Below are 13,049 nucleotides of genomic sequence, written 5' to 3'. Positions count from 1 at the left end.
TTGACAAGTTACGTGTTTGTCTTCGCTACGTGGACACGATTATCCTTTATCTTGTCCAAAAAAAGCCCTCAAGTCCCACAAATGACAAAATAAAATGGATTGCCCTGGTACCTGTTAAAGGTCCAAGACAATCCAGTTAATGTCTCTCTGTGTGTAACATTCGTTCGTTTATCGGAATGCATACCTAAGGCTCATGTTTCCGATGAACTCCATTCCCCTATTCATATCTCTCGTTACTCTTACTTGCGACTCGCTGCTCTGCGCAATACACGAATGTCGTAAGGCTGTAAGTCCAGACTTGCTTCAACCGTTTCTCCACTAAGTACATCGGTATAAGGCAGACTGTCCAACTGAACCTGTTTCACGTGCTCGGTGTAGTTCTGAACGAATACATAATCGGAATCCCCATCGGTACGTACATGTGCAGTAGTCCCTGCAGCCAAGTCCGATTTCAGTCCACGCTCCAGATCCAGATCTGCGATCAACTTGCCGTAAAAGTCATCATAGAACGGCGCTTTCATCCGTGCAGCCATGTAATAAGCTTTACCTTGACCCAGCTCGTTCACGGTCAAAGCCGGACGTCCTGCATAGAAATCCGATCGATACACGGCAAGTGACTTTGCACTCTCCAGATGAATCAGGTCGCACAGCTCAATTGCATCATACTCCGAAGTGAGTCCCAATTCATTACCCTGCGCTGGAATAATTCCATTGAGTTCACGATCATGCAATCCGTCGATCTCTTCTGACCAGATGCCAAGCGTTTTACGAAGCGGACCAGGGAATCCACCCAGGAAACATAGATCATTCTCGTTCACAATGCCAGACCAGTAGGTTGCCACAAATGTACCGCCCTGTTCTACAAACTTCTCGATCCGTTCGCCTACTCCTTCACGAACGAGGTAAAGCATCGGCGCCACGAGCACTTTGTACTTGGATAGATCAGCTTCCATATCAATGACATCAACCGCTACACCCTTTTTCCAGAACGCTTCGTAGTGAGCTTCTACTGTCTGCTCATATTTCACGCCGATGTTACGTGGACCTTGGGAGTCGTTCACAGCCCAGCGGTTCTCCCAATCAAAGATAATCGCCACTTCAGCAGGAACCGTGGTTCCTACAATATTCTCCATACTTTGCAGCGCTGTACCTACGTCGGTCACATCCCGAAATACACGGGTGTGCTCTGTACCTACATGGTCTACTACCGCACCGTGTAACTTCTCGCTTGATCCACGGCTTTTTCTCCACTGGAAGTACTGAACACTATCTGATCCATGAGCTACCGCCTGCAAGGAGGACAACAGATGCATGCCTGGACGTTTCAACTTGCTTACATCCTGCCAGTTCGTGGAACTAGGTGTGCTCTCCATGAGCAGGAAAGGCTGGCCACCTTTAATGGAACGTACAATATCATGCATCATCGCAATCCGGGACGCCTGTTTCGCATCGTCCTCTGCATCATGCCATGTTGGATAACTGTCCCACGAGAGAAAATCAAGAATATCCGCGAACTTCCAATAGTTCAATCCGCCGTAAAACTCCATCAGATTCGTCGTTACCGGCAGATTTGGATTTTTCGCCTTGAGTGGCTTCGTTTCATGAACGATGAAATCCGCTGTCTGATCCGTCACGAAACGGCGCCAGTCCAGATTCATCGCATGAACCTGAGTTTCGCCGTGTGGTGCCGGAGATTCGACTTGACTCCAATCCGTCACCGTGTGACTCCAAAACGTTGTCCACCAAGAGTGATTTAACTCATCCAATGTCTTGTACTTGTTTTGAACCCAGGCGCGGAAGGCTTCCTGACAGTAGTCACAGTGACAATCTCCACCAAACTCATTCGAAATATGCCAGCCGATAACAGCCGGGTGATCCGAGTAGCGTTCCGCCAGCTTACTGTTCATCGCCGTTACTTTTTCCCGGTACACCGGAGAGGTATAACAGTGGTTATGACGGAACCCATGCAGATTACGAACCCGATTTTCCGAGACACGCAACACTTCAGGATATTTTGCCGACATCCATGCAGGTCTAGCACCGCTTGGTGTTGCAAGGAACGCATAAATACCGTTCGCTGCAAAACGGTCCAGCACCTGATCCAGCCATTCAAACGTATAGACGCCTTCTTCCGGCTCTAGGGATACCCATGAGAAAATACCGATGGACATCACATTACACTTCGCCAGTTTCATCAAACGAATGTCCTCTTCCAGCACCTCTGGATAACGAAGCCACTGCTCCGGGTTATAGTCAGCACCATGAAGCATGTGCGGAGCTTTGGAACTTACGGGTGGAAATTTGTACGTCATTTATGAAAACTCCCTTGCTGTTGAATTACGATTATTTACCTATGCATATCTTTTAAACAAAAGTTGTAACATTCAGTTCTTGAACCGCAGTTAAGGCCTTAAATGATTCAAGCTTGCGCCCTTTAAAATCAAACATCGTCAGATTGCCCCAGTTGTTCGGGTGCCCCACAGACCATTCTTCTTTACTCGGAATCCATGCAGGCTCCCAATAATAAAATCCATGGCCCAGACCGCCGGGAACATCACGAATAATCTGTAACATATCCTTCAGATATCGGGTTTGCCCTTCAACCGTTGCAGGATAACCTGGCAGTAGCATGTCTTCCTGATTCATGATCCATTCGATGCCTTCGGGCTGTTCCAACGTCCACGGGTATGCCGTTTCAACCACGTTGATTGGTTTGCCGTAGCGTTTGGCAAGATCATTCAAATTGTCACGCAAGGCGTCCAACGTTCCATGCCACCAAGGATAATAAGACAGACCGATGACATCGAACTCTACACCTAACGCTTCAAAACGATCATAGAACTTACGGCTTTCGGCATTATCGCCGCCGCGGTCGATATGAATCATGATTTGAATGGAAGGGTCAACGGATTTAACCGCTGCAATACCATACTTCACAAGCCCTGCAAAACGTTGCCACTGTTCGTCTGTATCATGTTCTTCACCACCGACACGTCCATCATCCCATAACATGCCTGGCGTAATTTCATTACCAACCTGAACCATATCCGGCAAGGCGTCGTGTTCTTTCAATGTGCGGAGCACATCCGCCGTATATGTGCATACAGCCAGTTTAAGCTGTTCATAGGACAAGTTCTCCCATGCTTTCGGTTTCCACTGATTCGCGGGATCAGCCCAGCGATCAGAGTAATGGAAATCAAGCAGAAACTGTAATCCCTGTGCCTTGATTCGTTTGGCTACTTCTACCGTGCGCTCCAAATTACAGTATCCGCCGGCAGGATCATTCCAGATGCGGAGCCGGATCGCATTCGCATCATTCATTTTGAGAATGGTCAGCAAATCTTCCTCTTTGCCATCCACATCACGATATGTTCCCCCATGCTGTTCGATCTCGTCCATAAATGACACATCCATGCCGAGAACGAACGGTTGATTGGTTGATGAATTCAAAATATCAGCCTCCAGTGATTAGGGATTGAGGCTCAGCCTTTTACTGAGCCCAGTGTCATACCTTTTACAAAGAAACGTTGCAGGAATGGATACACAATGAGGATCGGCGCACTTCCGATAAAGATTTGGGCTGCACGCACCGTCGTTTGCGAGATCGTTGCCATTTCCTGCGGATTCATCGCCATCGTGCTCATATCACGTTTGATAATGACCGTCTGCATGAAGGTTGCCAAGGGATAATCTTTCGCATTGTTCATGTACAAGAGACCGTCAAACCAGGAATTCCAGTGAAACACCATGCTGAACAGTGCAATCGTTGCGATGGAAGGCATGGAGATCGGCAGGAAGATGCTGAACAAAGTTCTGAAATGATTCGCTCCGTCGATCAGTGCCGCCTCTTCCAGCTCTTTCGGAATGCCGCGGAAGAAATTAAGCATCAGGATGACCAGGAACGTATTGACTGCACCCGGAAGTACCAGCACCCAGAAGGAATCCATCAGACCAATCTTTTGAATAACCATGTAGAACGGTACCAAACCGCCGTTGAAAATCATGCTGAAGACGAAAATCCAGGAGTATACCGTTCTGCCTTTGAACTCACTATTTTCCTTGGACAGCGGATATGCTGCCAGGAAAGTAATCAGGAGTGTGATCCCTGTACCAATGACGGTACGGAGTAGTGAAATCCAGAGCGAGTTCAGGAAGATCGGATTATTCATTGTTTTTTTATAGGCTTCGAGGGAAAACCCTACCGGCCAGAGACTGACCAGATTTGCATCTGCCGCAGCCTTGTTACTGAACGATACAGCCAGCACGTGAATCATTGGTACAATACACATGATAGCAATCAGAATTAGAAAACTGATATTGATGACATTGAAAATGCGAGATGATGGTGATTTATGATACATCGTAGTCCCTTCCTTCTCTGTTCATTCGATTAGAATATGCGGTATCCGGCGTATTTCTTGGCCAGGCTGTAGGATACGAGGATCAGAACCATACTGATCACGGATTTGAACAATCCGATCGCGGTTGCAAAGCCCATCTCTCCATTTTCCAGCGCCGAGCGATATACGAATGTATCGATGATGTCTCCTGATTGATATACAAGCGGATTGTACAAGTTGAAAATCTGATCGAATCCAGCATTGAGTACGTTACCCAAAGCCAACGTTCCAACGACCATCAACATCGGTACAAGCGACGGAATCGTAATGTGAAGTGTTTGCTTCCAGCGGTTTGCTCCGTCAATCTCTGCCGCTTCATACAGCGCCGGGTTAATGCCAGCTAGGGCAGCCAGGAAAACAATCATGTTATACCCGAATTCCTTCCACACATCCGTCACAATGATCGTTGGTCGGAACAAGCTGTTATCTCCAAGGAAGAAGTATGGTCCAAGGCCAAATGTGCCGAGCACCCGGTTCACAAGTCCTCCCGTTGACAACAGATCAAGCAGAATCCCGCCCAGGATAACCCAGGACAAGAAGTGAGGCAGATATACCAACGTCTGGATCGTGCGCTGAATGGCCATCTTGCGAACCTCATTCAGCAGAATGGCGAACACAAACGGGACAAACAGGTTAAAAATCAGCTTGAGTACCGCGATGATCAGCGTGTTCCAGATAACCTGCAAACTATCATCACGTTCAAATAAATATCTAAAGTTATCAAGCCCGACCCAATCCGAGCCGCTGATGCCCATCCATGGTTTGTAGTCCTGGAATGCCATAACAATTCCGCCCATAGGCACATAACTGAAAATGATCAGAAAGATAATGGCTGGCAGCAGCATTACGTGGAATGGCCAAGTTCGTTTTAAAGTTCTCATGATTGCTCCCCCTGTAATTCTTCCTACTCAAGTACTCCTGAGTGGCTCTATAGGCAAATTATATCAACCTTCCAGCACCCCCAAACAGCGCATAAAAGCAATATAAATGGCACAAAAGCAACCTATTCAAAAAAAAAAAAAGATGATCCATGTAAAATCCAGTGATCATCTTTTTCAAGCCGTATATTTTATTATTTACCTATTACATTGGAAAAGTTTAAACAGAGGGAAATCAGGGGATTATGAACTATTTCTTAATTGTAATTTAATTCAATAAATTAGTAGCCGAGATTTCTCTGCCTGCTAATTTCATAAAGAATGATTGACGTCGCACAGGCTACGTTTAAGGAAGAAGCGGATCCCCCCATAGGAATCTTGATCATAGAAGTACTCATTTCTTTATACTTCTGTGACAATCCTTCGGTTTCGTTACCAATAAGTAGTACTGTTGGCTTGGAAAAATCATTATAGTAGATTTCCTTACTACCAATGGCACTTGTACCCACTATTTGAAGTTCAGGAAATGTTCCGTTTAACCCATCAATCCAGTTCTGTACTTGATTTGGAGAAGACATTCGGATAATGGGAACATTAAAAAAAGAACCTGTTGTAGCACGTATGGTCTCTGAATCATATGGATCAACGGCATGACCCGTAATTATTAATCCTTGTGCGCCTAATGCATCACAAGTGCGAATAATGGTTCCAAGATTCCCTCTATTAGAAGGTCTATCAAAAACCACAACGAGCATTTCGTTAGTAATTGGCAGTCTTGAAACATTATCTTCGGGTATTTCAACGATAGCTATAATTTCAGAGGTTTCTTCTTTATCACTCAACTTTTCCATTAAATCTCCATGTAATTCATAGTGATACGTCGCTCTTGAGTGACTAAGAATATCTTTTGCCCAGTTTGAGAGCGGCTTATGCTTTGAATACAGAAGATTTTTAATCTTCCAGTCGCTTTTCATCAATTCATTTATATTACGAACTCCTTCAACAAAAAACTCATTATATTTATGTCGTTTGTTTCGATTACGTTTCAGGACTTCGAATCTTTGATAATCATTATTTTCAGTAAAAATATCTATTACTCTTGACATAACTTCTCCTATCTTCCCTTTATAATATTCGCATTTTATCATAATTAAACTAATAAGGGAAACAATCTTCATTTTCAAAATCCAGTACAAGGTGGTTAACGACAACAAAATTTAAAAAAGTCATCCTCGAACAGACCGCATTACACAGCCTGTTTATCAAGGATGACTTTTTAAAATACTTATTTACTAGTAAACAACTGAATAAAACTTATTTTTTCACACCGTCATACCACTCGTTCACTTCTTGAGTGATCTGATCGCCGCCACCGGATTTCCATGTTTGAACAAAGGTATCAAACGAATCGACCGGACTCTTGCCATAGATGATCTCATTAAAGGTCTGGTTCTCGATTTTGTTGAGGTAATCCAATTTGGACTTCATCGTTTTCGTTGTAGGCCCTGTGAACATGTCTTTGAAAGAAATATCTTTCTGTTCCAGCAACACTTTCGCTGCTGCAGGCGTTTCAGGTCCGTAGTTCACTGCTACGTCTTTTTCCAGCTTCGTTTGCGGCTCTTTACCGTCTGCCAGATTCATCAATGCTTTCATCTGAGCATCTGGAATACGCGCGCCGTCACGAACAAGCAGGTAACGTACGACGTTGACATATCCACCATCGATTTCATCCGGTTTTTTCTGTTTGCCGCTCGCATCCAATTGATAGTCGTATCCATCGAACAAACCGTTATCATATTCACTTCCTGGCTTCGGATCTGCATAATTATCAAACAGGTAGTTTTGATACGTAAAGAATGCTTCTGGATGTGCCATATCTTTTTTGATCAATGTCACACCGTTAACAAACTGTGTTCCGTGACGCATCGCTTTACCGTCTGGTCCAGCCGGGATAGCAATGGGCTTCCATACAGCACTTGGTACGTTCTTCACTGTATCGATCAATGGCCACCCACTCATCCAGTAAGGGCCAGGGATAATTCCTGCTGTACCTGCCACTGCCGGCTCAGCCGTTTTGTTCTCATCCCACAGCGCTGCTTCCTGAGGAATGTATCCTTTAGTCAGCCATTCATTCAGTTTTGTCAACCCTTGTTTCATGCCTGAGTTAATCGAACCATACTCCAGCTTGCCATCTGCACCTACATTCCATTGGGAAGGTAGTGTACCATAAGCGCCGAAGATCCAAGATGGATCACCCATCCATGTATTCATGGATTTCTTGAAACCAATGCTCAGTGGGGTTACTTTATCTGGCGCAAGACCATCCGGATTTTTGTTTTTGAATGCATCCATAACCACTTCAAGCTCGTCAATGGTCGTAGGTGCTTTCAAATTCAGCTTGTCCAGCCAGTCTTGACGAATCCAGAGCAGGTAATCGTTGTTGTACGCATAATCCAGTACGGGAATACCCATTCTTTTACCGTCACGGCTGTATTGATTCCATACATTTGGATCTTGCTCCATTGCTTTTTTCCATGTGTCTGAAGCATATTTATCGAAGAACGGGCCAACTTCCTGATACATACCCGAGTCAATCAAATCTTGAGCCACCAGATTGTCCGGTTGTCCAACCGTAACGATATCAGGCATTTCCTGACCGGAAGACATTGCCAAACGCAATTTTGTTGCGAATGCACTGTTCGTATCCGTCACAGACCAAAGAGATTTGATATCAATACCAAATTTGTCCTTCGCCCATTTGGTAGCTACGTTATTTTCCATGGATTCACCGTTTTTAAATTTCAGTTCCGGGTCAATCCCCCATGCCGTCGTGATCGTTACTGCCGGATCATACTTTTCCTTGTATTCATTTTGAGCTCCTGTGGAGCTTGGTGTTGCACTCTCTTTGCTTTCATTGCCACCTGAACATCCTGCAAGCACGACGGTCAGACACAGCGTTGTAGCGAGAAGCGACAAGAATCTCTTTTTCGTTGATTGCGCTCTCATGTTGTTCCCCCTTAAATCGTTTTGGTTACCCTTTCATTATAAGACGGGTCAGGTACATCAGCCTATGATACGAAATCAAGATTTCTGCACCTTTGCCAACCTATATGCTCGAATGATGTTGTATTTATGTCTGATCCCGGAATTCATTCGGTGTCAACCCATAATGTTTTTTGAACATTTTGCTGAAATATTGCGGATTCTGATATCCGAGTTCGCTCGTTATCTCATATATTTTTTTATTCGTATTTTTAAGCAGATACAGCGCCCGTTCCATACGCATACGAATCATATAATCTCCCAGACCCTCGCCTGTCTCTGCTTTATATATTTTCGATAGGTATACCGGATGTAGATAGACTTTATCCGCTATCATCTTCACAGAGAGGTCTTGTCCGGTGTCTCTGGTCACCAGCTCCTGTACCTGTTTAATGACGTGTCTGCGGCTTTGTGCTCCCTCCTGATCGGACAATTCCTCCTGCAGCTTCGCCAGCATATCCATAGCCCAGCGCCTTAGCTTCTCTGGAGATTGGATCAACTGATGAGCCAGCAACAAATCAAACCCCGCATGGTCGATCTCGTGTACCAAGTGACCCTGCTTGTGGGCGATGTACATAAAAGCATTGGTAACCGACAAGTACATCTCATACACATACTCTCTGGACAAGCAAACCTGCTCAGCCGCATCAAAAACGGCATTCAACTTTGCGGCTGCCGTCTCCCATTGTTTCGTCTCCAATAGCTGAGGCAGTAGCGGTGGCTTGTATAACTCTTCAAGAGCCTGAGCCGCATCATTTTCGGGGCGCTTGTTTAGGGTATTTTCCATATCCATATAGATGATCTTGTGTTCTTCCGGTCCAGTAAGAACAAGAGAACCCAAGCTTTTTCGATACACGTTGGTGAGTTCTTTAAAAGGAAACGGCGGGGTCACAACGATGGACAAATCCCCTTGAAGGTAACGCACCACATGCTCCCGGAAGGTCTCGGCAACATTACGTAATGGACTGTTGACCAGCAGGGACTCTTCCGCCTGTTCCCGGTTCTGCAGGAACATCACCAAACAATCATGTGGCCCACGGCTGAACCAGACATGATAGGTCTCCCCGAGCACTTCCTCGGCGATATTTCCAACAGCAAAATCCATCAAATCAATGGACTGCTGATCCATGGATGCAAATCGTCCTGCAAGACGAATCAGCATCATCGCAGCAGGCTGTTCCGGCTCTATATAAAGCTCATATTGCTCTAATTGCTCACGCAGCGCTTTAGACGAAATCTCTCGACCAAGTAGCAAATCATGCATAAGATTCTCTCTTAGAATCTTGTAATCGGATTTACGACTGTACAGCAAACGATGATATTTGTCGAACTCATCCCACTCATCCCGCAGCGAGGTAATCGCCGCTGATACCGAATTCATAAACTCATCATCATTAACAGGTTTTAAAATATAGTCAGCCGCCTGTAATTGAATTGCCTTTTTGGCATAATCAAAATCACTGTGACCTGTCAGCAGAATACAGCGCACATGAGGCCAGCGCCGGTTTACTTCCGAAATCAGATCAAGGCCTGTCATACCTGGCATTCGAATATCTGTAACGATGATGTCTACTGCATTTTCTTCCATAATCTCCAGCGCTTCTTTGCCCGATGCTGCACGCAACACCGTTGTGACTCCAAGTTCCCCCCAAGGAATCGTTAACTCCAAACTTTCTGTTACATACGTTTCATCATCCACAAGCAATATATCAATCAATGCGGTCACTCCCTAGTCCCTTATATTCACGCTTTGTCTTTCAGCAGAGGTTGTTGTTCCATTGGCCATGACAAGGTCACACGAACTCCCCCGAGCTCAGATTCCGCCAGTTCAATGCCGCCCTTCCCTCCATACCTGAGTTGTAACCTTTGATTCACGTTCCACAATCCGCAGCCCATCTCCTGATCCATCGTACCTGCAAGTTTGATCAGCATTGCTTCTCGCTCTTCTTGCGTCATCCCTTGACCATCATCTTCGACAATCAAAAACAATGTACCATCTCGTTGCTCACCGGATACCCGGATCTCACCGGCTTCTGCATCCGCTTCAATACCATGGATGACCGCATTTTCAACCAGAGGTTGTACGATTAACGGCGGCACTTCAATCCGTAGCATATCTTCTGGCAGATCCAGCGTGTAGTGGATACGTTCCATACGCATACGTTGAATTTCAAGATAGTTGGTCACAAATTCAATCTCTTCAGATAACGGAACAACATCCCGCTCCTGTCTTGTGGTGTACCTGTAATACCTCGACAGATTGTGCGACATAGCCACAACGGCATCGACTCGCTTCAGCTTCGCCATACTCGTAATGAACGAAAAGCAATTATAGAAGAAATGCGGGTTAATCTGTGACTGCAATTGCTTTAAACGTGCTTCCCGAACATGGATTTGCTCGAGATATACGTGCTCAAACAATTGCTGAATCTTTTCCACCATGGAATTAAAACGTTCAGACAAAAAACTGAACTCATTACGGCCTTTGGGCTCGATACGAACCGAATAATCTTCTTGCTTCAATCGCTGGAAACCGCGAATCAGTTGCTTTACTGGTACTTGAACTTGCACATATAACAAGTAAGCCGCGATACAACTCATCAGTAACAGGCAGATCATTGCAGAATAAAACAGCAGATTCGACTGGTGAATCGGTTTCAAAATATCTGAAAGCGGCATGTAATCGACCAAATACCAGCCGGTCGTACTCGATTTCACAGAATTGACCATGTAAGGCTCATTTCCAATGACGATCGTGCGATTTTCTACGTCTTGCAATGTATGGCTAGATAATTCTCGGATTAATTGATTCGTTAACGTACGATCTGATGTCCGGTTATAGATCACCCCTGTCCCTTCGCGAAAATAGAACGGGTCATGCCTGCCGTCGCCTTTGAATTTATCGAGCATGTCACGGATATTATCGCTATCGAACTCCAGCTTGATAATCGTTTCTGCATTCTCCGCGGGATTCTCGATGCCATAAGGTGACACCGTAATCCAGCTGAATTTAAACCGATCATTCTGCCCATCCTCGATTTTGTGCACATCCCAGCCAGAGATGAGGCTTTCTTTTAAAGCCTGCTTGTCATAAGTACGGGCATCCCGTTCCGAGATCACCCTGCCAAGGGATGGGGAGTACAGATATAATTTGGTCTCCCAATTAGAAGAGCTTTCCTGAATACTCAGTTTGTTCTGGATTCGCTTGACGAGATTAATAGCATCCAGGTCAAAATAACGGCTCTCCGCAAATATGCGCCGAAAGCTCGCAATATCAGGATCATGAATCAGCAGGTTCGGCCAAGACGATAACAACTCAATATGGGTGTTGACCTGATTTTGGAAAAATTCAAGCTGATTGCTGTTCGAACGATTAAGCTCAGCCCTTAGTACTGCTGTTGTTTTATGATTGGAATACCAGTACAGGAGCACAACGGGAATAAGCATGATCAGAATTAAAATGACCATCTTGGAAAACAGATTTGTCCGGTATGACATGGAAGTTTCATCTCGCTTTTTTTGTTTTTCTACTTTTACTATAGAAGTGGAACTAACGATTTTACACAATCCACTCCGATGACAGAATAACCTTCCATTCGCTGTTATCCCCAGATTTTTTGATTCCTTTTATAAAAGGGGAAATCCGGTGATAAAGGCGACCGCTTCGCTCTCCAGTTTTTTTCTGTCCTCTCCGTTAACGTGTAAAAAAGAGTTAACTTATATCGTGACATTAATTGTAGTCAAATTGGTTGTAAATACAAACTATTTCTTGAACGTGGGTAAACCCAATCAATAGAGTAACCCACTATCTATTTTAAGCGTTAGAGTCCCTATGAAAAAGGAGATAAAACCAATGTATCAGCACTAAATTCAACTTCTGTACATGAAAAAAACCGGCAGATATGCCGGTTCCGTCCGTATAAGCAAAGACTTGCTTTTATGTTTTCCTTCTGCAAGTGATTCATTATATATGTTATGTACTTGAAACTAGAGTCTGTTTATCACGAACTAAGGAATGTCATAATCAAAAACCGTATTTCTCCCATCGACTGCCACATCTAATACAATATCCTTCAATCTGCCCCTTACTTCGAGCGGGCTTTCCGCCACACCTGAAAATTCAAGTGTACCCGTGAATGTCTTCCTCGGTTCAATCTGGATCGGCTTCGCCTCTAACTGAACCGAGTGTAAAGATTCGGACAGCGGATCATCCTGATTGGAATAACTTCCATACAAATCAGGTTTAACCATTACAGCAACCGCAGAGTTACTGTAATTTTTCAGCGTCAATTCACAGGTTGCCAAGGCATATCCATTGGATGACACATCATAGGTACATGAGCTGTCATTCTGTAGGTAAGATATGCTATTCATGCCTGTCGCTCCCCATTTCACCACATACATCAACTTGTCTGTCATAAATGAGTAACAGAATATGATGGTCAAAACAGCAATCCATAACGTTCTTGCCACAAGTGGAAACTCGTACATGATCTCTTTCCGTGTAAGATAATATCCACAGGCAAGCATGCCAAGTCCAAAGTACATCGTGATGTGAACACCACTTAAGTAGGATGTGGTATAAGGAGAAATACCAATGGATAATAACAACGAATCTCCTACGGAGAAACCGAGATGATGTTTAAAGGTAAAAATGATGGCAAACAGTAATAACCCCCCTGAGAACACAAGCCTGGTTCTCGACACGCAAACACCTCCTAATCATCCA

General features: G+C 44.6%; 9 protein-coding genes. All 9 read right to left on the bottom strand.

Annotated features, from left to right (window positions below; genetic code table 11):
* Nucleotides 1–239: 239 nt before the first annotated feature.
* The 9 genes from FS818_RS03160 to FS818_RS03120 all read right to left on the bottom strand — a co-directional run bounded on the left by FS818_RS03160 (nucleotide 240) and on the right by FS818_RS03120 (nucleotide 13,027).
* Complete coding sequence (locus tag FS818_RS03160; RefSeq protein WP_145329568.1) at nucleotides 240–2,312, bottom strand: beta-galactosidase; 2,073 nt, start codon at nucleotides 2,310–2,312, stop codon at nucleotides 240–242.
* 52 nt (nucleotides 2,313–2,364) lie between these two features.
* Nucleotides 2,365–3,450: a glycoside hydrolase family 53 protein gene (locus FS818_RS03155; protein ID WP_145329566.1), complete on the bottom strand. Its 1,086-nt coding sequence runs from the start codon at nucleotides 3,448–3,450 to the stop codon at nucleotides 2,365–2,367.
* Nucleotides 3,451–3,482: 32 nt separating this feature from the next.
* Nucleotides 3,483–4,361, bottom strand: a complete 879-nt coding sequence (locus FS818_RS03150; RefSeq protein WP_145329563.1) for a carbohydrate ABC transporter permease — start codon at nucleotides 4,359–4,361, stop codon at nucleotides 3,483–3,485.
* A gap of 29 nt (nucleotides 4,362–4,390) precedes the next feature.
* Nucleotides 4,391–5,281, bottom strand: a complete 891-nt coding sequence (locus tag FS818_RS03145; protein WP_123064365.1) for an ABC transporter permease — start codon at nucleotides 5,279–5,281, stop codon at nucleotides 4,391–4,393.
* Nucleotides 5,282–5,559: 278 nt separating this feature from the next.
* Nucleotides 5,560–6,384, bottom strand: a complete 825-nt coding sequence (locus tag FS818_RS03140; protein ID WP_186331564.1) for a TrmH family RNA methyltransferase — start codon at nucleotides 6,382–6,384, stop codon at nucleotides 5,560–5,562.
* 208 nt (nucleotides 6,385–6,592) lie between these two features.
* The gene (locus FS818_RS03135) at nucleotides 6,593–8,284 is read right to left on the bottom strand and encodes a type 2 periplasmic-binding domain-containing protein (protein ID WP_145329557.1); all 1,692 of its coding nucleotides are present in this window, start codon (nucleotides 8,282–8,284) and stop codon (nucleotides 6,593–6,595) included.
* Between the two features lie 124 nt (nucleotides 8,285–8,408).
* Nucleotides 8,409–10,037 (bottom strand): response regulator, encoded by a 1,629-nt coding sequence (locus FS818_RS03130; protein WP_145329554.1) that lies wholly within the window; start codon nucleotides 10,035–10,037, stop codon nucleotides 8,409–8,411.
* A 26-nt stretch (nucleotides 10,038–10,063) separates the two neighbouring features.
* The gene (locus FS818_RS03125; RefSeq protein WP_145329551.1) at nucleotides 10,064–11,818 is read right to left on the bottom strand and encodes a sensor histidine kinase; all 1,755 of its coding nucleotides are present in this window, start codon (nucleotides 11,816–11,818) and stop codon (nucleotides 10,064–10,066) included.
* A gap of 510 nt (nucleotides 11,819–12,328) precedes the next feature.
* A complete protein-coding gene (locus FS818_RS03120) occupies nucleotides 12,329–13,027 on the bottom strand; it encodes a hypothetical protein (protein WP_145329549.1) in 699 nt (232 codons plus the stop codon).
* Nucleotides 13,028–13,049 lie beyond the last annotated feature (22 nt).

Source organism: Paenibacillus xylanexedens (genome assembly GCF_007680605.1).
GTDB lineage: Bacteria > Bacillota > Bacilli > Paenibacillales > Paenibacillaceae > Paenibacillus > Paenibacillus xylanexedens_B.
Note: the sequence above shows the minus strand (reverse complement) of the source record. Positions and strands in the feature narration are given on the sequence as shown.

Bases quoted from the DNA above. Each gene is read 5' to 3' on its own strand.
- FS818_RS03160 (WP_145329568.1), bottom strand. From the start codon at position 2,312: ATGACGTACAAATTTCCACCCGTAAGTTCCAAAGCTCCGCACATGCTT.
- FS818_RS03145 (WP_123064365.1), bottom strand. From the start codon at position 5,281: ATGAGAACTTTAAAACGAACTTGGCCATTCCACGTAATGCTGCTGCCA.
- FS818_RS03125 (WP_145329551.1), bottom strand. From the start codon at position 11,818: ATGTCATACCGGACAAATCTGTTTTCCAAGATGGTCATTTTAATTCTG.
- FS818_RS03135 (WP_145329557.1), bottom strand. From the start codon at position 8,284: ATGAGAGCGCAATCAACGAAAAAGAGATTCTTGTCGCTTCTCGCTACA.
- FS818_RS03140 (WP_186331564.1), bottom strand. From the start codon at position 6,384: ATGTCAAGAGTAATAGATATTTTTACTGAAAATAATGATTATCAAAGA.
- FS818_RS03150 (WP_145329563.1), bottom strand. From the start codon at position 4,361: ATGTATCATAAATCACCATCATCTCGCATTTTCAATGTCATCAATATC.